The sequence below is a fragment of the Pseudolysinimonas sp. genome (genome assembly GCF_051954455.1).
Lineage (GTDB): Bacteria > Actinomycetota > Actinomycetes > Actinomycetales > Microbacteriaceae > Pseudolysinimonas.
This window is the reverse complement of record NZ_JBQCHS010000021.1, coordinates 1-25,395: the sequence shown is the minus strand read 5'-3', so window position 1 is coordinate 25,395 and position 25,395 is coordinate 1. Positions and strand designations below refer to the sequence as shown.

The 25,395-nt window shown below is 70.4% G+C and carries 27 protein-coding genes and 1 tRNA gene; 17 read left to right on the top strand and 11 right to left on the bottom strand.

Annotated features, from left to right (window positions below):
* Positions 1-81 precede the first annotated feature (81 nt).
* Positions 82-2,007, top strand: coding sequence for a chaperonin GroEL (gene groL / locus ACTHM3_RS10045; protein ID WP_440405958.1), 1,926 nt, complete (start codon positions 82-84; stop codon positions 2,005-2,007).
* A 63-nt stretch (positions 2,008-2,070) separates the two neighbouring features.
* Here the strand turns inward: groL and ACTHM3_RS10040 are convergent, their stop codons facing one another.
* From ACTHM3_RS10040 to ACTHM3_RS10030, 3 genes are all read right to left on the bottom strand, one after another.
* On the bottom strand, positions 2,071-2,361 hold the full coding sequence (locus ACTHM3_RS10040) for a WXG100 family type VII secretion target (RefSeq protein WP_440405957.1): 291 nt from the start codon (positions 2,359-2,361) through the stop codon (positions 2,071-2,073).
* Positions 2,362-2,581: 220 nt separating this feature from the next.
* A complete protein-coding gene (locus ACTHM3_RS10035; protein ID WP_440405971.1) occupies positions 2,582-4,249 on the bottom strand; it encodes a sensor histidine kinase in 1,668 nt (555 codons plus the stop codon).
* 24 nt (positions 4,250-4,273) lie between these two features.
* Positions 4,274-4,969: a response regulator transcription factor gene (locus tag ACTHM3_RS10030; RefSeq protein ID WP_440405956.1), complete on the bottom strand. Its 696-nt coding sequence runs from the start codon at positions 4,967-4,969 to the stop codon at positions 4,274-4,276.
* 73 nt (positions 4,970-5,042) lie between these two features.
* On the opposite strand from ACTHM3_RS10030, the gene folE reads away from it, so the two are divergent.
* The 5 genes from folE to ACTHM3_RS10005 all read left to right on the top strand — a co-directional run bounded on the left by folE (position 5,043) and on the right by ACTHM3_RS10005 (position 9,114).
* The gene (gene folE / locus ACTHM3_RS10025; protein ID WP_440405955.1) at positions 5,043-5,567 is read left to right on the top strand and encodes a GTP cyclohydrolase I; all 525 of its coding nucleotides are present in this window, start codon (positions 5,043-5,045) and stop codon (positions 5,565-5,567) included.
* A gap of 27 nt (positions 5,568-5,594) precedes the next feature.
* The gene (locus ACTHM3_RS10020; protein ID WP_440405954.1) at positions 5,595-6,818 is read left to right on the top strand and encodes an NAD(P)/FAD-dependent oxidoreductase; all 1,224 of its coding nucleotides are present in this window, start codon (positions 5,595-5,597) and stop codon (positions 6,816-6,818) included.
* The gene (folP, locus tag ACTHM3_RS10015) at positions 6,815-7,690 is read left to right on the top strand and encodes a dihydropteroate synthase (protein ID WP_440405953.1); all 876 of its coding nucleotides are present in this window, start codon (positions 6,815-6,817) and stop codon (positions 7,688-7,690) included. Before ACTHM3_RS10020 ends, folP begins: the two co-directional genes overlap by 4 nt.
* Positions 7,687-8,439, top strand: a complete 753-nt coding sequence (locus ACTHM3_RS10010; RefSeq protein ID WP_440405952.1) for a pyrimidine reductase family protein — start codon at positions 7,687-7,689, stop codon at positions 8,437-8,439. Before folP ends, ACTHM3_RS10010 begins: the two co-directional genes overlap by 4 nt.
* A gap of 72 nt (positions 8,440-8,511) precedes the next feature.
* Positions 8,512-9,114 carry a TIGR00645 family protein gene (locus tag ACTHM3_RS10005; RefSeq protein ID WP_440405951.1) on the top strand — a complete coding sequence of 201 codons (603 nt, stop codon included), beginning with the start codon at positions 8,512-8,514 and terminating at the stop codon, positions 9,112-9,114.
* An 11-nt stretch (positions 9,115-9,125) separates the two neighbouring features.
* On the opposite strand, the gene ACTHM3_RS10000 is transcribed toward ACTHM3_RS10005, so the two are convergent.
* Genes ACTHM3_RS10000 through ACTHM3_RS09980 form a run of 5 tightly spaced genes read right to left on the bottom strand, consistent with a single transcriptional unit; the run spans position 9,126 to position 13,721 of the window.
* On the bottom strand, positions 9,126-9,872 hold the full coding sequence (locus tag ACTHM3_RS10000) for a 2-phosphosulfolactate phosphatase (protein WP_440405950.1): 747 nt from the start codon (positions 9,870-9,872) through the stop codon (positions 9,126-9,128).
* Positions 9,869-11,551: a DNA repair helicase XPB gene (locus tag ACTHM3_RS09995; protein ID WP_440405949.1), complete on the bottom strand. Its 1,683-nt coding sequence runs from the start codon at positions 11,549-11,551 to the stop codon at positions 9,869-9,871. Before ACTHM3_RS09995 ends, ACTHM3_RS10000 begins: the two co-directional genes overlap by 4 nt.
* Positions 11,552-11,599: 48 nt before the next feature.
* Positions 11,600-13,312, bottom strand: coding sequence for a helicase-associated domain-containing protein (locus ACTHM3_RS09990; protein ID WP_440405948.1), 1,713 nt, complete (start codon positions 13,310-13,312; stop codon positions 11,600-11,602).
* An 18-nt stretch (positions 13,313-13,330) separates the two neighbouring features.
* Positions 13,331-13,468, bottom strand: a complete 138-nt coding sequence (locus ACTHM3_RS09985) for a hypothetical protein (protein WP_440405947.1) — start codon at positions 13,466-13,468, stop codon at positions 13,331-13,333.
* On the bottom strand, positions 13,455-13,721 hold the full coding sequence (locus ACTHM3_RS09980; protein WP_440405946.1) for a hypothetical protein: 267 nt from the start codon (positions 13,719-13,721) through the stop codon (positions 13,455-13,457). Before ACTHM3_RS09980 ends, ACTHM3_RS09985 begins: the two co-directional genes overlap by 14 nt.
* Positions 13,722-13,773: 52 nt before the next feature.
* On the opposite strand from ACTHM3_RS09980, the gene ACTHM3_RS09975 reads away from it, so the two are divergent.
* Both ACTHM3_RS09975 and ACTHM3_RS09970 read left to right on the top strand, forming a co-directional pair.
* Positions 13,774-14,154 (top strand): cold-shock protein, encoded by a 381-nt coding sequence (locus tag ACTHM3_RS09975; RefSeq protein WP_440405945.1) that lies wholly within the window; start codon positions 13,774-13,776, stop codon positions 14,152-14,154.
* Positions 14,147-14,743 carry a DUF3027 domain-containing protein gene (locus tag ACTHM3_RS09970; protein WP_440405944.1) on the top strand — a complete coding sequence of 199 codons (597 nt, stop codon included), beginning with the start codon at positions 14,147-14,149 and terminating at the stop codon, positions 14,741-14,743. Before ACTHM3_RS09975 ends, ACTHM3_RS09970 begins: the two co-directional genes overlap by 8 nt.
* A 110-nt stretch (positions 14,744-14,853) precedes the next feature.
* Here ACTHM3_RS09970 and serC read toward each other — a convergent pair whose 3' ends face one another.
* The gene (gene serC, locus ACTHM3_RS09965) at positions 14,854-15,966 is read right to left on the bottom strand and encodes a phosphoserine transaminase (protein WP_440405943.1); all 1,113 of its coding nucleotides are present in this window, start codon (positions 15,964-15,966) and stop codon (positions 14,854-14,856) included.
* 75 nt (positions 15,967-16,041) lie between these two features.
* On the opposite strand from serC, the gene ACTHM3_RS09960 reads away from it, so the two are divergent.
* From ACTHM3_RS09960 to ACTHM3_RS09930, 7 genes are all read left to right on the top strand, one after another.
* Positions 16,042-16,734 (top strand): metal-dependent transcriptional regulator, encoded by a 693-nt coding sequence (locus ACTHM3_RS09960; protein WP_440405942.1) that lies wholly within the window; start codon positions 16,042-16,044, stop codon positions 16,732-16,734.
* 368 nt (positions 16,735-17,102) lie between these two features.
* Positions 17,103-17,771, top strand: coding sequence for a C40 family peptidase (locus tag ACTHM3_RS09955; RefSeq protein ID WP_440405941.1), 669 nt, complete (start codon positions 17,103-17,105; stop codon positions 17,769-17,771).
* 297 nt (positions 17,772-18,068) lie between these two features.
* On the top strand, positions 18,069-18,566 hold the full coding sequence (locus ACTHM3_RS09950) for an HNH endonuclease (RefSeq protein WP_440405940.1): 498 nt from the start codon (positions 18,069-18,071) through the stop codon (positions 18,564-18,566).
* 241 nt (positions 18,567-18,807) lie between these two features.
* Positions 18,808-19,857: a CHAP domain-containing protein gene (locus ACTHM3_RS09945; RefSeq protein ID WP_440405939.1), complete on the top strand. Its 1,050-nt coding sequence runs from the start codon at positions 18,808-18,810 to the stop codon at positions 19,855-19,857.
* Between the two features lie 26 nt (positions 19,858-19,883).
* Positions 19,884-19,955: transfer RNA gene (locus ACTHM3_RS09940), tRNA-Arg, on the top strand.
* A gap of 104 nt (positions 19,956-20,059) precedes the next feature.
* Positions 20,060-21,043, top strand: coding sequence for a DNA adenine methylase (locus ACTHM3_RS09935; RefSeq protein ID WP_440405938.1), 984 nt, complete (start codon positions 20,060-20,062; stop codon positions 21,041-21,043).
* Positions 21,036-22,337, top strand: a complete 1,302-nt coding sequence (locus ACTHM3_RS09930; RefSeq protein WP_440405937.1) for a DGQHR domain-containing protein — start codon at positions 21,036-21,038, stop codon at positions 22,335-22,337. Before ACTHM3_RS09935 ends, ACTHM3_RS09930 begins: the two co-directional genes overlap by 8 nt.
* Before the next feature lie 154 nt (positions 22,338-22,491).
* Here ACTHM3_RS09930 and ACTHM3_RS09925 read toward each other — a convergent pair whose 3' ends face one another.
* Entirely contained in the window at positions 22,492-22,647 is a 156-nt protein-coding gene (locus ACTHM3_RS09925; protein WP_440405936.1) for a hypothetical protein, read from the bottom strand.
* A gap of 487 nt (positions 22,648-23,134) precedes the next feature.
* Here ACTHM3_RS09925 and ACTHM3_RS09920 point away from each other — a divergent pair, with 487 nt between their 5' ends.
* Positions 23,135-23,647, top strand: coding sequence for a hypothetical protein (locus ACTHM3_RS09920; protein ID WP_440405935.1), 513 nt, complete (start codon positions 23,135-23,137; stop codon positions 23,645-23,647).
* Positions 23,644-24,651, top strand: coding sequence for a hypothetical protein (locus ACTHM3_RS09915; RefSeq protein ID WP_440405934.1), 1,008 nt, complete (start codon positions 23,644-23,646; stop codon positions 24,649-24,651). The genes ACTHM3_RS09920 and ACTHM3_RS09915 overlap by 4 nt, the downstream gene beginning before the upstream one ends.
* A gap of 3 nt (positions 24,652-24,654) precedes the next feature.
* Here the strand turns inward: ACTHM3_RS09915 and ACTHM3_RS09910 are convergent, their stop codons facing one another.
* On the bottom strand, positions 24,655-25,251 hold the full coding sequence (locus ACTHM3_RS09910; RefSeq protein WP_440405933.1) for a dihydrofolate reductase family protein: 597 nt from the start codon (positions 25,249-25,251) through the stop codon (positions 24,655-24,657).
* Positions 25,252-25,395 lie beyond the last annotated feature (144 nt).

Sequence of the window (25,395 nt, the reverse complement as noted above, 5' to 3'; positions counted from 1 at the left end):
CCAGAATGATCTCTGGCACTCGCAGGTTTCGAGTGCCAACTCCATTGCTTGGCCTACGTCCGGGAGGGACGACACACACCCATGGCAAAGATCATCGCTTTCGACGAGGAGGCCCGGCGCGGTCTCGAGCGCGGACTCAACACGCTCGCCGACGCCGTCCGCGTGACCCTCGGGCCCCGCGGCCGCAACGTCGTTCTGGAGAAGAAGTGGGGCGCCCCCACGATCACCAACGACGGCGTCTCGATCGCCAAGGAGATCGAGCTCGACGACCCGTACGAGAAGATCGGCGCGGAGCTCGTCAAGGAGGTCGCGAAGAAGACCGACGACGTCGCGGGTGACGGCACCACCACCTCGGTCGTGCTCGCCCAGGCGCTCGTGCGCGAGGGCCTGCGCAACGTCGCGGCCGGCGCCGACCCGATCAGCCTGAAGCGCGGCATCGAGAAGGCCACCGCGGCCGTCGTCGAGCAGCTCGTCGCCTCGGCGAAGGAGATCGAGACGAAGGAGGAGATCGCCGCCACCGCGAGCATCTCCGCCGCCGACACCGAGATCGGCGCGCTCATCGCCGAGGCCATCGACAAGGTGGGCAAGGAGGGCGTCGTCACCGTCGAGGAGTCGAACACCTTCGGCACCACGCTCGAGCTCACCGAGGGCATGCGGTTCGACAAGGGCTACCTGTCGCAGTACTTCGTGACCGACCCCGACCGCCAGGAGGCGGTCTTCGAGGACCCGTACATCCTCATCGTCAACTCGAAGATCTCGAACATCAAGGACCTGCTCCCGGTCGTCGACAAGGTGATCCAGGCCGGCAAGCAGCTCCTGATCATCGCGGAGGACGTCGACGGTGAGGCGCTCGCGACCCTGGTCGTGAACAAGATCCGCGGCATCTTCAAGTCGGTCGCCGTCAAGGCCCCCGGCTTCGGCGACCGTCGCAAGGCGCAGCTGCAGGACATCGCGATCCTGACCGGCGGCCAGGTCATCTCCGAGGAGGTCGGTCTCAAGCTGGAGAACGCTGACCTCGATCTGCTCGGCAAGGCCCGCAAGGTCGTCGTCACCAAGGACGACACGACCATCGTCGAGGACCAGGAGGACCGCGCCCCGATCGAGGGCCGGATCGCCCAGATCAAGGCGGAGATCGAGAAGTCCGACTCCGACTACGACCGGGAGAAGCTCCAGGAGCGCCTCGCCAAGCTCGCCGGCGGCGTCGCCGTCAAGGCACCGGGCTTCGGTGACCGCCGCAAGGCCATGCTCCAGGACATCGCGATCCTCACCGGCGGCCAGGTGATCTCCGAGGAGGTCGGCCTGAAGCTGGAGAGCGCGACGCTCGACCTGCTCGGCAAGGCCCGCAAGGTCGTCGTCACCAAGGACGAGACGACGATCGTCGAGGGATCCGGTGACTCCGAGCAGATCGCCGGCCGTGTCGCGCAGATCCGTGCCGAGATCGAGAAGAGCGACTCCGACTACGACCGCGAGAAGCTGCAGGAGCGCCTGGCCAAGCTGGCCGGCGGTGTCGCGGTGATCAAGGTCGGCGCGGCCACCGAGGTGGAGCTCAAGGAGCGCAAGCACCGCATCGAGGACGCCGTCCGCAACGCGAAGGCCGCCGTCGAGGAGGGCATCGTCGCCGGTGGTGGCGTGGCCCTCATCCAGGCCGGCGCCAAGGCGTTCGACGGTCTCGCGCTCGAGGGCGACGAGGCGACCGGGGCGAACATCGTCAAGGTCGCGATCGACGCGCCGCTCAAGCAGATCGCGCTGAACGCGGGCCTCGAGCCGGGCGTCGTCGTCGACCGCGTTCGCAACCTCGAGACCGGTCACGGCCTCAACGCGGCGACCGGCGAGTACGTCGACATGCTCGCCGCCGGCATCAACGACCCGGTGAAGGTCACCCGCTCCGCGCTGCTCAACGCGGCGTCGATCGCGGGCCTGTTCCTCACCACCGAGGCCGTCGTCGCCGACAAGCCGGAGAAGGTCTCGGCCCCGGCCGGCGACCCGACGGGCGGAATGGACTTCTAGCCCGACCGATACGCACGAACGGGCGGTCCCTGCAGAGGGGCCGCCCGTTCGCGCGTTCCGAGGTCACCGGGCGAAGAGTCGGGTGTTCTGCACCTCCGCGTCGGCGTAGAGCTGCGCCGCCTGGCCGAGGGCCGTGTTGATGTGGCCGAGGCTCTCCTCGACCCGGGTCTGCGTGGCCCGCCAATCGGAGACCACGCCCTGGAATGCCGAGGCCGCCGCGCCGGTCCACGAGGACTGCAGGTCGACGAGCTGTGCATGCAGCCCCGCCACCTCCCCCTGGATGCGGCTCATCGCCGCCTGCGCCCGCGCGGTCGCGCCGGCGACCGCTTCGCTGTCCACCTGATATCTCGTCATGAGGCGACGGTACGGGGAGGCGAGTCCTCGTCGGCGGCCGTCCCGGGTGTCGGTGGATCGTCCGCCCAAGCATCCGCCTGTGGGGGAGTCGTCGCACGGTCGCGTTCCGCGGCGGCACCGGCGAAGTGCCTTTCCGTCTGGGTCGTGCGTCGATCGGCGGCCCCGAGTAGCATCTCGCCGCCGAGCTCGGGGCGGGTGCGTCGACTCGAGGGCGCGCGGGTTACGCCGGGGTCGGGGCGGCCGCGTCGGCGGCCGCGGGGTTGGGCTCGGGGCGGAACAGCGGGAGCGAGACGCGGAACGTCGCGCCGCCTCCCGGCGTCTCGAGCACCTCGACGAGCCCACCGTGGTTCTGCACGATCCCGGCCACGATCGCGAGCCCGAGGCCCGATCCGCCGGTGTCGCGCGTGCGCGAGGTGTCGGCGCGCCAGAAGCGCTGGAAGATCTTCTCCCGCAGCTGCGGCGGGATCCCCTCGCCGTGGTCGACGATCGCGATCTGCCCGAAGCCGGCGGCGCGGTCGACGCCGACCTCCAGCTCGACCGGGCTGTCCGCCGCCGTGAACCGCATCGCGTTGCCGATGAGGTTGGTGACGACCTGGCGCACCTTGTCCTCCTCCGCCAGCACGACCGGCCCGATCTCGGGCAGCGGCGGGGGCGCCGGAGCGGCGTCGACGGCCTCGCCCGCATCGCGCGCTCGGCGGCGCAGCCGCCGCGTCACGGCGTCGGCGAGGCGGATGGACCCCGTCACCGTCGCCGAGGTGGCGTTCCGCAGTCGGCCCGCGGTCGCGGTCTCCGCCGCGGCGACGGGCTCGTCGGGCGCCGTCGCCGGGGCCTCCGTGTCGGACGCGACGACCGTGATCCGGCGCTCCGGTGCCCCGGCCGACGCGTCGAGCGCGGCGTCCTGCGCGATCCGGAGCAGGTCGACCGGGGCGAGGACGAGCGGCCGCGCCTCGTCGAGGCGGGCGAGCTCCAGGAGGTCCTGCACGAGCGCACTCATGCGGATCGCCTCGCGCTCGATGCGGTCCATCGCCTGCGCGACGTCCTCGGGCTTCTGCAGCGCGCCCATCCGGTAGAGCTCGGCGTAGCCGCGGAGCGAGACGAGCGGCGTGCGGAGCTCGTGCGACGCGTCGCCCACGAAGCGACGCATCTGCTCCACCGTGCGCTCACGGTCGGCGAAGGCGCGGTCGATCCGCGCGAGCATCGCGTTCAGGGATCTGTTCAATCGGCCGACCTCGGTGTTCGGGGTCGCGCCGCCGAGGCGTTGGCTGTAGTCGCCGGCCGCGAATCGGGCGGCGGTCTTCTCCACGTCGCGCAGGGGCGCGAACGTGGAGGACACGAGCAGCTGCGTGGTCGCCGCACCGAAGACGACGACGGCGACCGCGAAGCCGAAGAAGATCAGGATGAACCGCGCGATCGTCCCGTCGGTCTCCGACATGTTGACGCCGATGACGACGGAGTAGAAGACGCCGTCCTTGGTGCTCACGGGCACGGCCACGACGCGCCAGCTGCTGCCGTGGCTGCCCGGCACGGTGGTGGGCACGCCGTTGAGATCGGCGACGCGGTGCAGGTTGAGACTCGTCAGGGTCGGGCGGGCGCCGTCGTTCGGCAGGTTGGTGCAGAACCCGTCGCCGCTGCTCGTGACGATCGCCTCGAGCACACCGCTCGTGGCGTAGCGCAGATCGCAGACCAGCTTGCCGCTGACGATCTGCGACGCGAGCTGCTGGATCTTCTGGTCCTGCTGGTCGAGCAGGTACGACCGCAGCACGGTCGTGGTGCCGGCACCCGCGACGGCGAGCCCGAAGGTCAGCAGCAGGACCGTGACGCCCGTGATCTTCGCGCGGAGCGAGATCCCGTTCCACCATCTGTCGAACGACGCGTGCGCGCCAGCCATCGAACGGGAGGGCACGCGGGAAGCCTACGCGCGTTGGGTGGTCTTGAGCATGTAGCCGAAGCCGCGCTTGGTCTGGATCATCGGCTCCGAGGAGTGCTGGTCGAGCTTGCGGCGCAGGTACGAGATATAGCTCTCGACGATGCCCGCGTCGCCGTTGAAGTCGTACTCCCAGACGTGGTCGAGGATCTGGGCCTTCGACAGCACGCGGTTCGGGTTCAGCATGAGGTAGCGCAGCAGCTTGAACTCGGTGGGGGAGAGTTCGACCTGCTGGTCGCCGACCGACACCTCGTGGGTGTCCTGGTCCATGGTGAGGTCGCCGGCGCGGATGATCGCGTCCTCCTCGTCGTGCATGGTGCGGCGGAGGATCGCCTTGATCCGCGCGACGATCTCGTCGAGCGAGAAGGGCTTGGTGACGTAGTCGTCGCCGCCGACGGTGAGGCCGGTGATCTTGTCCTCGGTGTCGTCCTTGGCGGTGAGGAAGAGGATCGGCGCGGTGTACCCGGAGGCGCGCAGCCGCTTGGTGACGCCGAAGCCGTTCATGTCGGGGAGCATGACGTCGAGGATGATGAGGTCCGGCTCCTCCTCGAGGACCGCGGAGATCGCCTGGGCGCCGTTGCCGACCGCACGGACGGCGAAGCCGGCGAAACGCAGGCTCGTCGTCAGGAGGTCGCGGATGTTCGGCTCGTCGTCGACGATCAGGATCTTCGGCCCGTCACTCATGGCACGATTATCCGTATGTCTGCTGGGCGAATCCTGAACGTCATGACGGACCATTCCGAGTAGCGTCGGGGAGGTGACTGACGACCCGTCCCTCCGCCGCGCGGAGGGGGCTGTCGCCGAGATGCTGCGGGCTCTCGGCGAGGATCCCGACTCCGATCGCCTGCGTGCGACCCCGGCCCGCGTCGTCGCGACGTTCGCCGGTCTCCTGCACCGCGATCCGCTCCCGCCCGTCTCGTTCGTCGACGGACCCGCGCCCCGCGAGCTGGTGCTCGTGCGCGGCATCCCGTTCCAGGCCATGTGCGAGCACCACCTCCTGCCGTTCCGTGGCGTCGCCCACGTCGGCTATCTGCCGGGCGAGCAGCTCGTCGGGGTCTCGCTCCCGGTCCGGGTCGTCGAGCACTTCGCCCGCGGTCTGCAACTGCAGGAGCGGCTGACCGAGCAGGTCGCGGACTGGCTGGACGCGCAGCTGAACGCCCGGGGGGTCGGCGTCGTGATCGAGGCGGAGCACCTTTGCATGTCGTTCCGCGGGATCGGCGACGCGGATACCCGGCTGCGCACGAGCGCGTTCCGCGGCGAGCTGACCGCCCTGCCCGCCTAGGCCTCGTCCCCTCGAGAAGGAGCTTCCATGACCTCCCCCTTCGTCATCGTGGGCGGCGGACTCGCCGCCGCGACCGCCGCCGAGGAGCTGCGCCAGCGCGGTTACGACGGCCCGATCGAGCTCGTCGCGGCCGAGGGGTTCCGGCCCTACCAGCGGCCGCCCCTGTCGAAGGAGTACCTGACCGGCTCCGGGTCGCTCGACGACGTCTTCGTGCACCCCGAGGGGTGGGAGGCGGAGCACGACGTGACACTCCGCACCGGCGTCGCCGCGCTCCGGATCGGCGACCACGTCGTCGAGCTGAGCGACGGGAGCTCGCTGCCGTTCGCGAAGCTCCTCCTGGCCACCGGTGCCCGCCCGCGCAGGCTCGACCTGCCGGGCGGCGACGCGCGCGAGGTCCGCACCTTCCGCACGCTCGACGATGCGGACGCGCTCCGCGGCGCGCTCGCCGACGGCGGTCGCCGCGTCGTGCTGCTCGGTGCCGGCTGGATCGGCATGGAGCTGGCCGCCGCGGCCCGCGGATACGGCAACGAGGTCGCGGTGATCGCGCGCGGCCGCGTGCCGCTCGCCTCCGGGATCGGCGACGAGCTGGGTCTCATGTACCGGCGCGCGCACGAGGAGCACGGGGTGGTCTTCCGGATGGATGCCGCGCCCACGGCGATCGAGGTCGGCGCCGACGGCGCGGTGACCGGCGTGCGCCTCGGCGACGACGACCTGCTGCCGGCCGACCTCGTGCTCGTCGCGCACGGCGTGGAGCCCGAGACGGCGCTCGCCGAGACCGCCGGCCTCGACGTCGACCATGGCATCCTCGTCGACGAGCGCCTCCGCGCGAGCGCCCCCGACATCCTCGCCGCCGGCGACGTCGCGAACCCGTACCACCCGGTCCTGCGGCGCCGCCTGCGAAACGAGCACTGGGCGAACGCCATCGCGGGCGGCAAGGTCGCGGCGTCGACGATGCTCGACGGCGACGCGGTGCTCGACGACATCCCGTACCTCTACAGCGACCAGTACGACGTGGGCATGGAGTACTCCGGCTACCCGCCGCTCGCCGACGGGGCCCAGCTCGTGATCCGCGGCGACCTCGCCGCGCGGGAGCTCGTCGCCTTCTGGGTGCGCGACGGCCGCGTGGTCGCGGGGATGAACGTCAACGTCTGGGACGTCAACGACCAGGTGCAGCGGCTCATCCGCGAGCGGGTCGTCGTCGACACGGACCGCCTCGCCGACGCGTCGGTCGACCTGGCGTCGCTGACATGATCCACCGGATCGGGCGTCGCGAGTTCGACTTCGACCGGCGCGTGGCCGTCATGGCCGTGGTCAACCGCACCCCGGACTCCTTCTTCGACCAGGGCGCGACCTTCGCGCTCGACCGCGCCGTGGAGGCCGCGGTGCGTGCGGCGGACCTCGGCGCCGACTGGGTCGACATCGGCGGCGTGCCGTTCGGGCGGGGTCCGGTGGTCTCGACCGCGGAGGAGATCGACCGGGTCGTGCCGGTGGTCGAGGCGATCGCGGCGGCCTCCGACGTCGTCATCTCGGTCGACACGAACAAGGCCGACGTGGCGCGCGCCGCGATCGCCGCGGGAGCGGCGGTGATCAACGACACGAGCGGGCTCGGCGATCCCGAGATGGCGGGGGTCGCCGCCGCCTCCGACGCGTACGTCGTCATCACGCACAGCGTCGGGCCGCCGCGGGTCGAGAAGCCCCCGGCGCACTTCGACGACGTCGTGGGCGAAGTCCGGCGGTTCCTCGTCGAGCGGGTGGAACGGGCCGAGGCGGCGGGGATCCCGCGCGATCGGCTGATCATCGATCCGGGTCACGACCTCGACAAGAACACTCTGCACTCGCTGGAGCTGACCCGGCGGCTCGGCGAGATCGCCGACATCGGCCTGCCGCTCCTCGTCGCCGTCTCGAACAAGGACTTCATCGGCGAGTCGATCGACAGACCCAAGCAGGAGCGGCTCGCCGGGTCGCTGGCCGCCATGGTCGCCTGCATCGAGCGCGGCGCTCGCATCGTCCGGATGCACGACGTGCCCGCCACCGTCGATGCGGTGCGGATGACCGAGGCGATCCTCGGCCTCCGCGAGCCGGCGCGGCTCGAGCACAACATGCACCCCACCCACAACGTATGAGCGCCCGCGTCGACATGCTGTGGCCGCGCCGCGGTGACGACCTCCGCGACGAGGCCGTGCTCGCGGCGTACGCGCCGCCCGCCTCCGCGCCGTCGTGGCTGCGCATGAACTTCGTGACGAGCCTCGACGGCGCCGGGACCCGCGACGGCCGCTCGGGGGGCCTCGGCGGCGACGCCGACCGGCGGGTGTTCGAGCTGCTGCGGCGCTGGGCCGACGTCGTGCTCGTCGGCGCGGGCACCGTGCGCTCCGAGGGGTACGGCGGCATGCGCGTCGACGACGACGCGGCCGCGTGGCGCACCGCCCACGGGTTCGCGGCCCAGCCCGTGCTCGCGCTCGTGTCGGCGCGGCTCGACCTCGACCCCGCATCCGACGTCTTCGCCACGGCGCCGGTGCGTCCGATCGTCTACACCGTCGCCGGGGCCGACCCCGCGCGGCGGGAGGCGCTCGCCGCGGTCGCCGACGTCGTCGCGGTGGGCGCCGCGGACCTCGACCCCGCCGCCGTGCGGGCCGACCTCGTCGGGCGCGGGCTCCGCCGCATCCACTCGGAGGGCGGGCCGGGGGTCTTCGGCTCGTTCCTCGCGGCGGGGGTCGTCGACGAGCTGTGCCTCACCCTCGCCCCCACCCTCGAGGCGGGCGACGCCGAGCGGATCGCGCGCAGCGACCGCCCGGCGCCGACCGGGATGCGGCTCGAGGGCATCCTCCGCTCGGCCGACGACGAGCTGCTGCTGCGCTACAGGCGCGTCTCGTAGACTCCCCGGGACCCTCCTCAACCGACACCGACACCGACACCGACCCCGACACCGACGACTGCGAGGCCGCCGATGAGCACCGAACCCACCACCCCGACCCGTCCGCCGCGCTGGTACGAGCAGGTCGAGCACGGCGGGGAGCGGTTCCTGTTCGCGAGCCGCTGGTTGCTCGCGCCGCTCTACGTCGGGATGGTCGTCGCCGTCGTCGCGGTCGGCATCAAGTTCTTCCAGGAGCTGTGGCACCTCATCACGCACATCGTCGGGTTCACCGGCGACCAGGTGATCTCGAGCATCCTGGCCCTGATCGATCTGGCGCTCCTCGCCAACCTCGTGCTCATCGTGATCTTCGCCGGGTACGAGAACTTCGTCTCGAAGATCGCGGCCGCCCGCCGCTCCGAGGACCGCCCGCGCTGGATGGGCCACGTCGACTTCTCGGGCCTCAAGATGAAGCTCATCGGCTCGATCGTCGCGATCTCGGCGATCGGCCTGCTCGCCGACTTCACGAACCTCGAGGAGCCCGGCAAGCGCCTCGACGAGACCCTGCTGATGTGGCGCGTGATCCTGCACCTCACCTTCGTCGTGTCGGGCGTGCTGTTCGCGATCATGGACTGGCTCGGCGAGAAGCGTCTGCTCATCACGAAGCAGACCCACGGCCACGCCGACGAGAGCGACTGACGCCGGAGCCGCTACGCGACCCGCTCGGCGCGGAAGGCCGGTTCCGGGTCGGTGAGGACCGGGACGACCGTGCTCGCGTCGATCGCGACGGCGATCTCGACGTCCTCGGCGAAGCCGCGCACGTCGAGCTCGCGGCCGCTCGTCGACCGGCGCACGGCGTCCGCCGGATCGGGGGTCTCGGTCCACAGGCCGGCGGCCGCCGTCGCCTCGGGCGACAGCTCGGCTCCGCCCGACCGGAGCGCCGCGGCGATGGCGCCGGCCCCTAGCAGATCCTCGAGGGCGGGCCGCAGCGATCCGTCCGGCCAGCGCTCGCCCGCCGGCACGAGCAGGATGCGGCCGGGGCGCGCGACCGCGTGACGGGCGACGGCGGCCGCGTGGCGGAGGCTCCCGGCGACGACGTCGGCCCCCGCGCCCCGGAGCGCCGCGCTGATCGTCGCCCCGTTCGGCGACGGCAGGACGAGCAGCTCGCCGTCGAACCGCAGGAGCGACGCAGGGGAGAGGCTGACCCGCCCGTCGCCGCGCCTCCCCGCGAGCGTCGCCCCGAGCCGCTCCGCGATCTCCCGGCCGACCGCCGGGTCGCTCGACGGCACCGGCACGACCGCGGTGCCGCGCTCCGCGGCGACGGTCACGGCCGTCGAGAACGACAGCACGTCGACGACGACCGCCGTGACCGGGAGCGGCCCCTGCGCCAGCACGTCGAGCGCCCCGACGGCGCCCCACTCGAGCTGCACGCGCACGGGCGCCTGCGTCACGCTCACGCGGCGGCGTTCTCCAGGTCGTCGGCGTCGAGGATCGTGTAGGCGTAGCCCTGCTCGGCAAGGAAGCGCTGCCGGTTCTGCGCGAAGTCCTGGTCGACGGTGTCGCGCGCGACGAGCGTGTAGAAGCTCGCCGGGATCCCGCTCTCCTTCGGGCGGAGCAGCCGGCCGAGACGCTGCGCCTCCTCCTGCCGCGAGCCGAACGACCCGGAGACCTGGATCGCGACGGTCGCCTCCGGCAGGTCGATCGAGAAGTTCGCGACCTTCGACACGACGAGCACCTTCGTGCGCCCGGTGCGGAACTCCTCGTACAGCCGCTCCCGCTCGGCGGTCGGGGTCTCGCCGGTGAGCTTCGGCGCCCCGAGCACCTCGGCGAGCTCCTCGATCTGGTCGAGGTAGGTGCCGATGACGAGGATCAGCTCCCCGGAGTGCTTGGCGACGAGCTCCTGCACCACCCCGAGCTTCGCGGGCGCGGTGGCCGCGAGTCGGAAGCGCGCGTCGTCGCCGGCGGCCGCGTACTCCAGCCGCTCGTCCTGCGGCAGATCGATGCGGACCTCGTAGCAGGTCGCCGGGGCGATGTAGCCCTGCGCCTCGATCTCGCGCCACGGGGCGTCGAAGCGCTTGGGGCCGATGAGCGAGAACACGTCGTTCTCGCGGCCGTCCTCGCGCACGAGGGTCGCGGTCAGCCCGAGCCGGCGGCGCGCCTGCAGGTCGGCGGTGAGCTTGAAGACCGGGGCCGGCAGCAGGTGGACCTCGTCGTAGACGATGAGACCCCAGTCCTTCGCGTCGAGCAGTGCGAGGTGCGCGAACTCGCCCTTCCGCTTCGAGGTGAGGATCTGGTAGGTCGCGATCGTGACCGGCCTGATCTCCTTCACCTCGCCCGAGTACTCGCCGATCTCCTCCTCGGTGAGGGTGGTCTTGCGCAGCAGCTCGCTCCGCCACTGCCGCGCGCTCACGGTGTTGGTGACGAGGATGAGCGTCGTCACCTTCGCCGCCGCCATGGCGCCCGCGCCGACGATCGTCTTGCCCGCACCGGGCGGCAGCACGACGACGCCCGACCCGCCCTCGAAGAACGCGTCGATCGCCTGCTGCTGGTACGGGCGGATGTGCCAGCCCCTCTGCTTCGTGTCGTCGAGCGCGATCTCGTGCGGGGTGCCGGGGGTGTAGCCCGCGAGGTCCTCGGCCGGCCAGCCGAGCTTCAGGAGTTCCTGCTTGATCTGGCCGCGCGCCCACGGCTGCACGGTCCACTCCGTCGAGCTGCGGCGGACGCCGAGGAACGGCCCGACCTTGCTGCTGCGGGTGATCTCGGCGAGCACCGCCGGATCCGTCGCGGTGATCACGAGCTCGCCCTCGTCGTCGCGCGAGATGATCAGCCGGCCGTAGCGGCCGACGGTCTCCTCGATGTCGAGCGACACCGTCGGGGGGACCGGGAACTTCGCGTACCGCTCGAGCGTCGCGAGCATCTGCCCGGCGGTGTGGCCGGCGGCGCGGGCGTTCCAGAGGCCGAGGCGCGTGATGCGGTAGGTGTGCACGAACTCGGGAGCCCGCTCCAGCTCCGCGAAGACGGCGAGCTCGTGGCGGGCCTCGTCGGCCTGCGGGTTGCCGACCTCGAGCAGGACCGTGCGGTCGCTCTGGACGATGAGCGGACCCTGGCCGAGGGCGTTCGGTGCCGTCGCAGACATAGCGGACCAGCCTAGCCGCCCGGCGGTTCGGTTCGCCGAGACGGCGGGTCAGCGGGGGGTGACGCTCGTGATCGACGCGAAGGGGAGCGTGCGCTCGATGTCGGCGCGGCGGTCCCGCGCGCGCAGCCGGCCGCCCGCGAGCGACGCCGGCTCGAGGAGGTAGTCGGCCTCCGTCCCGTCCGGCAGCTGCACGGTGACCGAGACGGTCATGCGGTTCTTGACGGCGAGTTCGAGCTGCCGCTCCATCCAGGCGCGCCCGGTGTCGGCGGGTTCGGCGGCCGCGCCGCGGCGCACCCGCTGCACGAGCAGCACCGCGGTGTCGTCGCCCACGACCTGGCCGGACGCCTCGCGGCGGTGCCGTGGCGGCGCGACGATCGTGCCCGCGGGGTCCTCCGCGACGACCGCGTAGCGCGCGTCCACGAGCGCCTCGAAGAGCACCTCCTCGTCGAAGCGGCTGACGAGGCGGAGCGGCTCGTCCCCACGCTCGAGTCCCAGCGACCCGAGTGCGGGGTCGACCTCGAGCGGAGGGAGGAGCGCGGGGTCGAGCGCCCGCACGTACGAGCGCGAGCCGCCCGCGAGTCCGGGATCGAGCGCACCGACCCGCAGACTCCCGAACCGCTGCGCCGTGTCGTCGAGCAGGTACTCGACCGGCTGCGGCAGGCCGGTCAGCGAGCTCTCCCGCAGGAACTCCCGGATGCCGTCGACCGTCTCGCCCGCGACGAGCGCGCGCGTGATGCTCGCCGGCGAGATCCGGTAGGTCGACGCGAGCGCGAGCGTCTCGACATCGGCGAGACGGCGGAGCCGGTCGTCGACCTCCGCGACGAGCGGTCCCGGCGCGATGATCGAGAGGTCGGGCTGCAGGTAGACCCGGTCGACCTCGGCGGGGAAGAGCGACCCCATCACGGCGGCGGCCGCCTCCTCGCCGTCGACGAGGAGCGCGGCGCCCGCGCTCGAGGGGGTCGCCCCGCCCAGCAGGCCGAGCAGCTCCGCCTCCCGGGCGACGACCTCGACCCGGTCGCGCACCCAGTCGCCGCCGGCGGGGAAGAGCCACGCCACGAACTCGAGGAGCCCGTCGCCCCACACGGCGTGCGCACGGCTCCGGAGCAGGGTGACGAGGTCCTCCGGGAGCCGGTCGAGCCAGGCGCCCGCGAGTCGGGCCCAGCGGGCGAGCCGGGGGATCCGCAGCCAGTCGCCGGCGTCGACGTCCGGGATCCAGCTCCCGCCGTCGAGGCGCGCGAGGCCGGCCCGCGCGGCGACGTCGAGGTGCCGGTCGACGGCGTCGCTCTCGATGCCGGCGGCCGCGGCCAGCCGCCGGGCGTCGGGCAGCGCCACGCCGCCGCGCGCGAGCTGTCGCGCGGGCTGCGCGTCGAGCGCGCGGAGCAGCTCACCCATCGCCGTGACGGTGCCGAACGCGCGCTCGGCGGCGCCGCGGTCGACGAACCGGGCGTCCGCTTCGCTCACCGGCTCGAGGGCCGCGGGCGGCGGGTCGTCGACGAGGCGCTCGCGGGTGGGGAGGCCGAACGCCGGCCACGCGCGCAGCTGCTCGATCACGGCGTCCCACGGCGCGTACCGGCCCGACTCCGCGCCGAGGAGGGCGACGCCCTCGGCGACGCGGGCGCGCTCCTCGACCTCCTCCACCGTGACGCCGAGCTCGTCGGCGAGCCGCGCCGCCGTCGGCGCGCCCTCGCTCGTGGCGATCTCGCCCGCCGTCGCGAGGAGTGCGAGCACCGGTCGGTCGAGGCGCTGCAGCGCGGCCTGCACCGAGCCCCGGTCGAGCAGCTACTCGGCGAGGTCGAAGAAGTCGTCGATCCCGTTCGCGCGCACGCCGCGCGCCGCAATCAGTCGCGCCAGCGCGTCGTCGTCGAGGGCGCGCAGTCGCGCCGCGAGGCCGAGGGCCGACCCGCTACCGACGGGCATCGCCCGCCGCGAGCCGCCGGCTCCGCAGCCCCATCAGCACGATGAAGACGACGAGCGCGACGAGGAGGAGCGGGATGCCGATGGCCGGCAGCACGGCGATCACCGGCCAGACGCCCTGCGACACGTTCGCGCCGGCTCCGCGGCCGACGAGCAGGACGATGAGATCGACCACGGTGATCGCCGCGATCGCACCCAGGACGAAAGCGGCGATGCGTTCGGTACGATTGAGGGGAACCGCGGTGCCACGTGCCACCGCACCAGGATAGGGCCCGGGCACGCGGCCGGATCGAAGGAAGAGGTCGGCGATGCCCACCGGCAAAATCAAATTCTACGACGCGGACAAGGGGTTCGGCTTCATCGCGTCCGACGACGGCGAGGAGGTCTTCCTCCACGCCTCTGCCCTCCCCGAGGGCGCGGTCGTCCGTGCCGGCTCCCGGCTGGAGTTCGGCGTCGCCCAGGGCAAGCGCGGCGCGCAGGCCCTGTCGGTGCGCGTGCTCGACGCGCCCCCGAGCCTCAGCAAGATGAACCGCCGCTCGGCCGACGACATGGCCGTCGTGATCGGCGACCTGACCACGATGCTCGAGGGCATCGGCAACGGCCTGCGTCGCGGCAAGTACCCCGACCGAGCGCACGGCGCGAAGATCGCCGCCGTCCTGCGCAAGGTCGCGGACGACCTGGATGCCTGACACCATGACGCGCGAGGAGCGGGACCAGCACCTCGCGCTCGCTGCTCTGCTCGAGATCACCCCGCCCGACACGATCGGGGAGTCGACCGGCCGCGAGGTCGCCGAGGACGGCGTCGTGACCCTGACCTTCGCCGCGGCGATGCTCGGCTACCCGGGCTGGCACTGGACCGTCAGCCTCGCCGAGGTCGACGACCTCGAGCCGACGGTGCTCGAGGTCGAGCTGCTGCCGGGTGACGGCGCGCTGCTCGCGCCCGAATGGGTGCCGTGGTCGGTGCGCCTCGAGGAGTACCGCGCCGCGCAGGCCGCCGCCGGCGCGACGGACGAGAGCGTCGACGCCGCCGGTGAGGACGACGTCGACGATCTCGACGAGGACGACGACATCGACGCGGACGACGATCTCGGCGACGACGATCTCGGCGACGATCCCGACGACGGCATCGACTTCGAGTCGGCCGCCGACCTCAGCGGGTCAGGGGTGTCGGAGCAGGGTGTAGACGAGCAGCACGAGGCCGATGCCGAGCCCGACGAGGACGGTCCAGAGCCACCAGCCCCCGTCGCCGCCGAGGACGCGCGGCAGGAAGAGGAGTAGCCCGCCCAGGGCGAGCACCCATCCCGCCATCCCGGTGAGGACGGCCGCGCGGTCGTCGGTGCGCACGGGCTCCGGCGTCGGCCGGCGCTCCTCCTCGCGCACCCAGAGCCTCATGCGCCCGTGTGCTCCAGCACGAAGTCGATCGACCGGGTGAGCGCCCGGACGTCGTCGGGGTCGATGGCGGTGAAGGTCGCCACGCGCAGCTGGTTGCGGCCGAGCTTGCGGTAGGGCTCCGTGTCGACGACGCCGTTCGCGCGGAGCGTCGTCGCGACCGCGGCGGCGTCCACCGTCTCGTCGAAGTCGATCGTCACGACGACCTGCGAGCGGTGCGCGGGCTCGGCGACGAACGGCGTCGCGACCGGCGAGGCCTCCGCCCAGTCGTAGAGGACGCCGGACGACTCCCGGGTGCGCGCATCGGCCCACGCCATCCCGCCGTTCGCGGCGATCCAGTCGAGCTGGCCCTCCATGAGGAGGAGCGTCGCGATGGCCGGCGTGTTGAGGGTCTGGTTCAGGCGCGAGTTGTCGAGCGCGTTCTTGAGGGAGAGGAACTCGGGGATCCAGCGCTCGGAGGCCGCGATCCGCTCGATCCGCTCCGTCGCGGCCGGCGACACGAGCGCGAACCACAGCCCGCCGTCGCTCGCGAAGTTCTTCTGCGGCGCGAAGTAGTAGACGTCGGTCTCGGCGGCGTCGATGAGGACACCGCCCGCGGCGCTCGTCGCGTCGACGACCGTGAGCGCCCCCGCGTCGCCGTGCACGCGGCGCACCGGCGCCATGACCCCGGTCGAGGTCTCGTTGTGCGGCCAGGCGTAGACGTCGACGCCCTCGACGACCTCGACCTCGGCGCGCGACCCGCCCGGCGCGGTGACGACGTGCGGCGCCTCGAGGACCGGGGCGCCGGCGGCGGCGGCGAACTTCGATCCGAACTCGCCGAAGCTGAGGTTCTCGGCCCGGCGCTCGATGAGCGAGAAGGCGGCGGCGTCCCAGAAGGCGGTCGAGCCGCCGTCGCCGAGGATCACCTCGTAGCCCTCCGGCAGCGCGTACAGCTCGGCGAGCCGCGACCGCACCCGGCCGACGAGATCCTTCACCGGCGCCTGCCGGTGGGAGGTTCCGAGCACCGCGGCGTGGGCCTGCAGGTGGCTGAGCTGCTCGGGGCGCACCTTGGACGGGCCGCACCCGAAGCGGCCGTCGGCGGGAAGGAGGTCTGCGGGGATCTCGAGCGCCACGCGTCGATTCTAGGGAACCGGCGCCGCCCTTCCTCGACAACTAGTCTGGACGCGACCACCCCCGGGAGCCCTCTGATGACAGATCTCGTCGACACGACGGAGATGTACCTCCGCACGATCCTCGACCTCGAGGAGGAGGGCATCACCCCGCTGCGCGCCCGGATCTCGGAGCGCCTCGGGCACTCCGGTCCGACCGTCTCGCAGACCATCGCGCGCATGGAGCGCGACGGCCTGGTGCGCGTCGAGGGCGACCGCCACCTGGAGCTCACGGAGGGCGGCCGGCAGCGCGCGCTGCACGTCATGCGCAAGCACCGCCTCGCGGAGCGGCTGCTCGCCGACGTCATCGGGCTCGACTGGGCGTACGTGCACGACGAGGCGTGCCGGTGGGAGCACGTGATGAGCGAGCAGGTCGAGCGCCGGCTGCTCGAGATCCTCGATCACCCGACCGAGTCGCCCTACGGCAACCCGATCCCCGCGCTCGACGAGCTCGGCGACGCGCCGGCCGGTCGGTTCCTCGAGGGGGTCGTCAACATCGTGCAGCGCACGAGCGGTGCGAGCGAGCCGGTGACCGGCACGATCCGACGCCTCGGCGAGCCGGTGCAGTTCGAGCCGGAGCTGCTGACGCAGCTGCAGGCGGCGGGAGTCGTTCCCGGCGCGACCGCGCGGGTGTCGGCCGCGGGGTCCTACGTCCTCGTCCAGGTCGACGGCCACGGCGACGGGCTGGAGCTCCCCTCCGAGGTGGCGCAGCACGTCTACATCGGGGCCTGATCGACCCCAGATGTGGGGCCCGCGGGCCCTCCACAGGCCCAGATCTGGGATGAGAATCCCCACACGGGGCCCGGATCGATGTGACAGGGGTGTTCAGCTCCCCTACACTCGCTGAGTCCCCGCGGTCACCCGAAAAGGCCCAGGGGCCGCGCTGCAGGGCGTCTCGTTCACCCATCCTCTGCGGCGCGACGTGACATACGACAGGGATGGGACCGAACCGAGAGCGGTCGAGACGCGAGGAGATCTCCTTGCTTTCTGGACACCGCGGCGCTCGCGCCGATTCCCGCCCCACCCCCGCTCCCGCCCTCCCCGCCGGCGATCGGCCCGCTCCGCGGCGACTCCGCCCGGCCTGGCTCAACCTCGCCGTCGTGACGGTCGCCGTGCCGGCGATCTTCTGCACGGTGGCACTGCCCGCCTACGCGGCCAGCGATCCGGCTCCGAAGACGGCAGCCGCCGCGCAGGCCGCCGCGAAGCTCGATGCCCTGAAGGCGTCGGGCGCTCAGGAGGAGAACGTCGACGCCGGCGCGCTCACCGTCGGCGCGCGCGCCGACTATTCCGCGACCTCGGCCGCAGAGCTGGAGGCCGCCCGGTTGGAGCAGCAGCGCGCGCAGCTGAAGGCCGCGATGGCCGCCCGGGCCGCGACGTACTCCGGCCCCTCCGTGCGGCAGCTGCTCAGCAACCCGCCGTACCCGAGCTTCAGCCTCGCCGCCGTCGCGCAGGTCGCCCAGCAGTACCAGGGCGTGCCCTACGTGTACGGCGGATCGACGCCGGCCGGCTTCGACTGCTCCGGATTCGTCATGTACGTGTACGCGCAGTTCGGCGTCGCGCTCCCGCACTCCTCGTCGGCGCAGGGGCGGCTGCCCCAGATCGCGCCCTCGGCGGCCGTGCCGGGCGACATCATCGTCTTCGACGGGGGCTCCCACGTGGGCATCTATCTCGGCGGCAACATGATGATCCACGCGCCGTACCCGGGCCGCACGGTATCGATCCAGCAGATCTACACGACGAACCACTACTTCGTGCGCGCGGGCATCTAGTCGCACGCGTCGGTGTCGTTCCCCCTTTGTTAAGGGGGCGGGTCTAGCCTGGTGTCCTCGGCGACGAGGAATCAGGAGAGCCCATGCGGTCCACGAGCAGCATCCCCACCACGGATGCTTGCGCGTGCTTCCGCATACGGCGCAGCATCCAGCCGGTCGTGCACTGTCACGTCCGGCACGAATAGGCGCTGTCGTTCGCGACGGCGCCTTTTCTGTGTGCTCCTCCGGAGACCGGCGAGCCGGGGCATGGCATCGACAGCCCCGCACACCATGCGGGCCCGTTCGAAGGAGCACAGCGTGCGCACCCTGGTTCTCAACGCCGGATACGAGCCGCTCGCGGTCGTGTCGTTCAAGCGAGCGCTCGTGCTCGTGCTGGAGGGCAAGGCGTCCCTGCTCGCCGTCGACGACGATCACCCCGTGCTGAGCGCGGCGGGGGAGTGGGATCGGCCGTCGGTCATCCTCCTGCGGCGCTACGTGCGTGTGCCCACCGGCCGCGCGGTTCCCGTGTCGCGCCGCGGGGTGCTCCGCCGAGACCAGCAGCGCTGCGCGTACTGCTCGGCCTCGGCCTCCACGATCGACCACGTCATGCCGCGCTCCCGCGGCGGCGCCGACAGCTGGGAGAACCTCGTCGCGTGCTGCCTGCGCTGCAACAACATCAAGGGCGACCGGACCCCGCAGGAGATGGGATGGACGCTGCGGTACCAGCCGCGCGCGCCGCACGGGACCGCCTGGCTGGTCCGCGGGGTGGAGCGCTCGCAGCCGCAGTGGGAGGAGTTCCTGGCGCCCGCCGCATGATGCAGGCGCATGAAACACGAGGATGCATCTGCATCCGAACATCCCGTTATCTGAGCGTGACAATCACCACCCGGTCGCGTACCCTCGGTCGAGTCGCCAACCCGGAGGCTATGTTTTGACGCACCGCGAGACGCCAGATCCCCTGGCCTTTCTCTTCGGTGGACCCACGGACGAGAGCACCGCTCCCGCCGCGTCCACCGCGGCCGAAGGACCCTCGGCACCGGCGGCTCCCGTCGTCCCCGTGACGGAGGCCCCGGCCCCCGTCTACCGCTCCCGCCGCGAGATGCGCGCCGCCGGCGGCTACCTGCAGGCGGCCCCCGCGACGACGCCGGCCGGTTCGCCCGAGACCGTCGCGGCGACCACCTCGTCGATCCCGGTCGTCCCGGCCCCGTCGGCCGCCACGCCGGACGTCGCCGCCCCGGACTTCGCGCTCCCGACCGTCGACGCACCCGCCTCGCGTCGCGCCCTTCGCGCGGCGCAGGCCTCCCTCGCCGCCGCACCGGCCCGCTCGCCGCACGCCCCGCGCGTCGAGGCCGCCCCGGCCCACCCGCCGAAGGCCGCCCGCGACGATGCGAGCAAGCGCCGCCGCCGCATCCGCGATCGTCTCGGCGCGGCGGGCGTCATGCTCCTCGTCGGCGGGCTCTTCGTGCCGCTCGCCCTCCCCGCCTACGCGGACGCCGGCTCCGGCGGTGTCGCGACCGCCGCGGTGCGCGCCCACGGCGGCCAGGCCCTCGGCGTGAACGGCGACCTCGACAAGACCGCCGTGACCCGCGACGAGTACTCGTCGACGTCCGCCGAGGAGCTGCGCGCCGCCTACACCGTCGCGCTCCGCCAGAAGAACCTGAGCGCGTTCCGCAGCTCCGGCTCGTCCGGTCAGGGCAACGACTACCCCTTCGTCTCCGAGCTCTCGCGCAACCAGGGCGGCGGCCTCTCGCCGCTCGGCTACTACTACCGCGAGTGCGTCGACTTCGTCGCCTGGCGCCTCAGCCGCGACGCCGGCTCCAGCCAGGGCGGCCCGTACCGCTGGACGTGGAGCAAGCTCACCCCGAGCGGCGGCAACGCCAGCCAGTGGAAGAGCGCGTGGATCAACCACGGCTGGGCGACCGGCACGACCCCGCAGGTCGGGGCCGTCGCGTGGTTCCCGGGCGGCAACCACGTCGCCTACGTCTCGGGCATCCTCGCCAGCGGTCAGATCGTCATCGACGAGTACAACTGGGGCGGCCAGCACGAGTACGACCAGCGCGTGATCGACCCGTCCACGGTTGAGTTCCTGTACGCACCGCCGGCGTAAGGGCCCTCGCTAGACTCGATCCGCCCGCCTCTGTAGCTCAATGGAAGAGCAGTTCCGTCCTAAGGAAAGGGTTGGGGGTTCGAGTCCCTCCAGGGGCACCCGTACCTCCGTAGCTCCTTCACATACGGTCTAGAGACGAGAGCTATGCACCACACCGAGACTCACGAAACTGAGCTCAAGCGCCTCGCCCTAAGCTGGCTTCATGGCTGAGGTGAGCGCTGCCAGTGCCGGTGGTGGCTCATGGACTGAAATGGTGGCGGACGCTGCACCACTGTTCAAATGGGCTGGAGGCAAGCAACGATTCCTCTGGGACCATAGCGATCGACTTCCGCAGTTCTCCGGAAGGTACATCGAGCCGTTCGCTGGTGGGCTCTCGGTTCTGTTCTATCTCGCAAGGCGCTCGCCGTCACCGATGATCTCGACGGTGTCTGACTCAAACTTGCGCCTAATTCGCTGCTACCAGGACGTCAAGCGCGACTGGCGTCGTGTCGCTGACGGTCTTTCTCAATTGAGTGCGTCGTACGCGGCTGCTTCGGATCGTTCGCAGTTCTATTACACGCTCCGCGACGAATATAACCGGCTAGGGCCCAGTGCTGGCGCTGCGAGGTTCATTTTCCTAATGTCGGCGGGGTGGAACGGTGTTTATCGCGTCAATCAAAAGGGGCAATTCAATGTCCCTCATGGTGTGATCAGGGAATCTGTATACCTACCGAGCGACTCGACTCTAGCTTCGGTTGCCGAGGTTTTTAAGTTCGCCGAACTGAGAGCTAGCTCGTGGGAATCAACTATCGCGAGCGCACGCCCCGGCGACTTTGTCTTCCTGGACCCTCCGTACTATTCGGACAGCAGGACGCAGCTCTATGATCGGAAGTCTGTCGGCTTTGGCAGTAGAGATCACATTCGATTGGCAGATGCATTGATGGAGCTTGCGCGACGCAACGTGTCGTTTTTGCTTACAAACTCGAATCATCCGTTCGTCCGAAAGCTCTATCTAGATCGCGGCTTGAAAGTAGATGCGATCTCAATGCACAGGAGTATCAATTCCCGCATCGCGGGCCGTGGCACTGAAGACGAACTTCTGGTCACGCCGGGAGATTCTCGCGGTCGGCGACGGGCGGAAGCTGAACTCGCCCTCCGGATGAGGGTCGCGGAGCACGCATCAAGAAAGGAATTTGAGATTGGCTAACGCAGTCGAGCGATTTGGGTCTGAAGTCACGGTCGACCATTGCATACTTGGCGGTAACCTGAACCTGTCAGTTGTGCGAGGTTTCGCAAGACTTGATCTCCTGGCTGCGATCAGCCGCCCCGATGTCTATGACCAGGTGCTCAATCCACTCGGCACTCAACGGATGCTAGAGAAATCTCACGCGACTCAGGCTGTTGCGTACGCGGTTGAAGCATTGTCCGCTCCTGCTGAAACCGATCCCCGTGCATTTCCGGAGATAATTCTTAATGCGCGGGACCGCAGCGCAGTCGCCATCTTCGACGAGCAAGATTCCGTCGAATTCGAAATCCTCTCCACCGAACAGCAGAGTGACGACGAGCCACGCCTGGTGAAGCTCCGATTTGATATGGAGCAACTCGCCACTGCCGCGATCGAAGCGCCGCCCATGATTAGCCGAGTCGACGGAAATCATCGCCTCAGTCAAGCGCTCCCCACGGCCGATGAGGACCTCGACGCGTACCCTATGGTGCCTTTCGCGATATTCGTTGGTCTGACAGCCGACCAAGAACGCGCGATCTTCCGCGATATCAACGGAACACAAAAGCCCATGCAGACCGCACACCTGGACACGATTCGTCTGCGGCTCGAAGGCACCGGTAAGCTGCTGGACTCTGAAGCGGGCCGTGCACTTTGGCTTGCACGTGAGCTATCAGAGCCGGGCAGGGCCTTCGAAGGGAAGGTGTTTTTTGGCGGCAGCTCGAAGGGCCCCAAGGCGGAGCTTGGTGTAGTTCCTCCTATTCGGATCAACACCCTGAAGGGCGCCATTCAAGCGACAATGCGCGAGGCGCAGCAGCTCGAGGTCGAGTTTCTCTTCAACGGCGTCGCAGCTGGGACCACGGACGACCTTCAAGAGGTCACCGAGGACGCGGCTAACCAAGTTCTATTGCTTCTCGATCGCTATTGGTCGGCGGTGCGTAAGGCGTTTCCGACGGCGTGGGATGACCGTCGCGGGTTTATCCTCCTGCAAGCGATCGGCATAACTGCCTTCAGTCGTTTGGCGGCCGACGTCATTCAGGAACAGGTGTTTGATAAGCAAAAGGTGCAACAGGCCGACTTTGATCTAGTGCTTAACACCATTGCTGAAAAGGTAAGCCTCGCGAGGGAAGACTTTCCGGGCCTCGCTGGTCTCTCCGGTGCGAAGGTGGTTTACCAGCGACTTCTTAGCGCCAAAACGCAGGGAAATATCAACGTGGCGGCGGTGAAGCAGCAGCTTTTGGAGGGCCTGCCAATCGAGGTTTCTCCGTTGGATGAATGATTTTCTCGGGGAGCATCAACTCCGCCGGATGTCGGAGCTATTTCGGGAGCTCATGTCGACGTCGATATTTCGCTCCCCAAGCCTCAGTGAAACAGAACCGGAATTCACTTCTCGTGTGCTTCGCCCGGGTGTCGAAAACTGGGTTGCGAACGTCCTAAAGAAGCGAGACCTGGTCGTGCGCGGCGACGGAAGCGCGAACGTCCCACGGCCGCTTGTTCTTGGCGACCTGGCCTTTCGGCCAGACATCGAAATAGTGCAGACCGGCCAGCGGTGCTTGGCTGTCGAAGTGAAGTTCCTGCGTGAGGGGCAAGATCCCACTGGATCTTTGGCCAAGGCTCTCGGTCAATGCGTTATTTACCGCGAGATGGGTTTTTATTCTTCGCACGCGGTGTTAATGGACCTTCGTCCACTCCCGTCAGAGCGCTTACCAGCCCTTCCTAACTGGGACACAAGTAGGGCGGCTTCCATTGACCTGCACTGGTTTGTAGGGTCGGGAGACGGCACGTTCTCTCGCCGCTAAGAGAACCAACATTGGTTGTAGCACTTGCGCACTGGATTACCGCGAGTCCGAGGTCCTTCTGCGCGCGACGACGCGTATTCGTGGTCGTTGGTGATATATATCAACATCCGGGCGCGGGCTGGCCGCCGCCCGGTGCGTCGGCCCGAGCCCGCTTGAGGCGCTGCCGCTGCGGGTGCGAGCCCGTCGCGATCCGCGCTGTTGGCTGTCGTGCGCGGGCGGCGCGACTAGACGAGCACTCATCGACGTCGGCGGGCTCTCGATCGCAGCTGCCCGGGCCGTGCTCTCCGCCATCGACGACGAGCTGAGGCCGATCGTCCACGGCTTCGGCATCGCCCAACAGGCCGTCACCGCCGCGCTGTCGTCGTCCGGCGAGCGGAGCGCGGAGGCCGTCGCGCGCATCGGTGCGCTCAAGGCCGACCGCGGCTGGCGGACCCACGAGACGAACCCCGGGGAACTGATCGCGGCCCGGGTGGTCGAGGCCTTCGAGCGGATCGGTCGTCCCGATCTCGTCTCGCTCCTGCCGGCCTATGCCGAGGCCGCGGAGCTGGTGGCTCACGCCGACCTGACCGCGGTCGCGGCCGTCGGGCCCGCCGGACTCACCCGCATGGTCGAGACGGTCGTCGTCGGCACCGCTCTCGGCGACAGCCTCTTCACGGGGCTGCGCCGGATCGCCCAGGAGCATGCCGCCCGCCGGCTCGGGCTTCCCGGCTCGGAACTCGACTCCCAACCCGACTCGACCGACGCGGCCCGACCCGCCGCCACCCCTTCATCAGAGGAAGCCGCATCATGACCACCACCGTTGACCCCGCCCCGCTCACGCTGGCCGGACTCCGACCCGCTCACTGGCACCGCCCGCTGCTCGTCCTGGCCGCCGCCATGGCGGCCCTCGCCGTCGCCAACACGGTCGGCGCGCTCGTCGACTCGCGGCAGGTGACGAACGTCGATGTGTGGCTGAAGCCGCTCAAGTTCGCGCTCTCGACCGGCATCTACGCGCTCGCGCTCGCCTGGCCGATCGGCCGCCTGCCGTCGGGAACCCGATGGACTCGGGTCGCGAACGTCGCGGGGACCGTCTCGGCGATCGGGCTCGGCATCGAGTCGGCGATCATCAACGGCTTCGCGCTGGTCGGCCAGTCGAGCCACTTCAACGTCAGCACCCCGTTCCATGCGGCCATGTGGGGGCTGATGGCGGTGTCGATCGTCATCGTCTGGGGCATGACGTTCGTGGTGGCGGTACTGCTGTTCCGTGCGCCACTGGGGGATGCGGCACGCAGTCTCGCCATCCGCGCCGGCGCGGTCGTCGCACTCGTGGGGACGGCCCTCGCCTTTCCGATGACCGGGCCGCAGGGCAGCCAGATCAGCGACTACCAGGGCATCATCGGCGCGCACACGGTCGGGCTCCCCGACGGCGGACCGGGCCTGCCGCTGCTCGGCTGGAGCACGGTGGGCGGCGACCTGCGCATCCCGCATTTCGTGGGGATGCACGCCCTCCAGGCGTTGCCGCTGTTCGTCCTGCTGCTCGAGGTGCTGGCGCTGCGGGTGCGAGCCCTCCGCGATCCGCGCCGTCGGTTCAGCTTGGTCGTGGCCGCGGTGGTGACGTATGCGGCGACGCTGGTGGTGATCATGGCGCAGGCCCTCGGCGGACAGTCGATCATCGCCCCGTCGGGCGCGATCCTGGCGGCAGGAGTCGTGGTGGGGGTGCTCGCGGTTGGATCGGCGATCGTGAACCTCATCGCCCCGACGAGTCGAGCCGGCGGTGGACCGCGCGGTGCGGGCGCGCCGGACCCGGTCGGCTAGCGGCTAGGCGTACGCGGGCCGCCCTCCCACCCGATACGTCAACCCGAGCACCCCGGTACCGAACACGCGCGTCTCGGTCAGCTCCAGCGCGTGGTCGAGGCCGTGCTCGGGGAAGAGGCGCTCGCCGTCGCCGAGGATCACCGGGAACTGCACGAGGTTGATCTCGTCGACGAGGTCCTGCTGCAGCAGCCACCGCGCGAGCCGAGCGCTGCCCACCAGCAGGAGCTCGCCCTCGCGGGACTGCTTCAGCTCGCGGATGCCGGCGGCGACGTCGCCCGAGATGACGGTCGAGCGCTCCCACGTCGGGTCGGTCAGGGTGTTCGAGACGACGTACTTCGGCTTCGAGCTGATCGCCTCGCCGAAGCCGCCGTCGTCGCGGCGGGCGCCCCAGTAGTCCGCGAACATCGCGAACGTGGTGCGGCCCATCAGGAACGCGTCGGGTCGGCGCCACGTGTCGAGGATGTACTGGACGCCCTCCTCGTCGCCGAGCGGCAGCGCCCAGCCGCCGCGGGTGAATCCGGGGTCGGTCTGCTCGTTGTTGCCGCCGTTGGCCTGGGCGACCCCGTCGAGGGTGACCTGCATGCTGACGGTGAGTTTCATGTTGTGTTCCCTTCTCTCACCATCTCTACGAATACGACGGGCCGATTTCGACAGCTCGATGAGGGCTGCGCGTCTGGTCCGGTCCCCGCTATGGTCGCCCCGTGGGCTTCAATGTCGGGGCAGACGCCTACGGGCGGTTCATGG

Coding starts and splice junctions, on each gene's coding strand:
- groL (WP_440405958.1), top strand. CDS start 82: ATGGCAAAGATCATCGCTTTCGACGAGGAGGCCCGGCGCGGTCTCGAG.
- ACTHM3_RS10040 (WP_440405957.1), bottom strand. CDS start 2,361: ATGACGAGATATCAGGTGGACAGCGAAGCGGTCGCCGGCGCGACCGCG.
- ACTHM3_RS10035 (WP_440405971.1), bottom strand. CDS start 4,249: ATGGCTGGCGCGCACGCGTCGTTCGACAGATGGTGGAACGGGATCTCG.
- ACTHM3_RS10030 (WP_440405956.1), bottom strand. CDS start 4,969: ATGAGTGACGGGCCGAAGATCCTGATCGTCGACGACGAGCCGAACATC.
- ACTHM3_RS10020 (WP_440405954.1), top strand. CDS start 5,595: ATGACCTCCCCCTTCGTCATCGTGGGCGGCGGACTCGCCGCCGCGACC.
- folP (WP_440405953.1), top strand. CDS start 6,815: ATGATCCACCGGATCGGGCGTCGCGAGTTCGACTTCGACCGGCGCGTG.
- ACTHM3_RS10010 (WP_440405952.1), top strand. CDS start 7,687: ATGAGCGCCCGCGTCGACATGCTGTGGCCGCGCCGCGGTGACGACCTC.
- ACTHM3_RS10005 (WP_440405951.1), top strand. CDS start 8,512: ATGAGCACCGAACCCACCACCCCGACCCGTCCGCCGCGCTGGTACGAG.
- ACTHM3_RS09995 (WP_440405949.1), bottom strand. CDS start 11,551: ATGTCTGCGACGGCACCGAACGCCCTCGGCCAGGGTCCGCTCATCGTC.
- ACTHM3_RS09985 (WP_440405947.1), bottom strand. CDS start 13,468: ATGCCCGTCGGTAGCGGGTCGGCCCTCGGCCTCGCGGCGCGACTGCGC.
- ACTHM3_RS09975 (WP_440405945.1), top strand. CDS start 13,774: ATGCCCACCGGCAAAATCAAATTCTACGACGCGGACAAGGGGTTCGGC.
- ACTHM3_RS09970 (WP_440405944.1), top strand. CDS start 14,147: ATGCCTGACACCATGACGCGCGAGGAGCGGGACCAGCACCTCGCGCTC.
- ACTHM3_RS09960 (WP_440405942.1), top strand. CDS start 16,042: ATGACAGATCTCGTCGACACGACGGAGATGTACCTCCGCACGATCCTC.
- ACTHM3_RS09935 (WP_440405938.1), top strand. CDS start 20,060: ATGGCTGAGGTGAGCGCTGCCAGTGCCGGTGGTGGCTCATGGACTGAA.
- ACTHM3_RS09915 (WP_440405934.1), top strand. CDS start 23,644: ATGACCACCACCGTTGACCCCGCCCCGCTCACGCTGGCCGGACTCCGA.
- ACTHM3_RS09910 (WP_440405933.1), bottom strand. CDS start 25,251: ATGAAACTCACCGTCAGCATGCAGGTCACCCTCGACGGGGTCGCCCAG.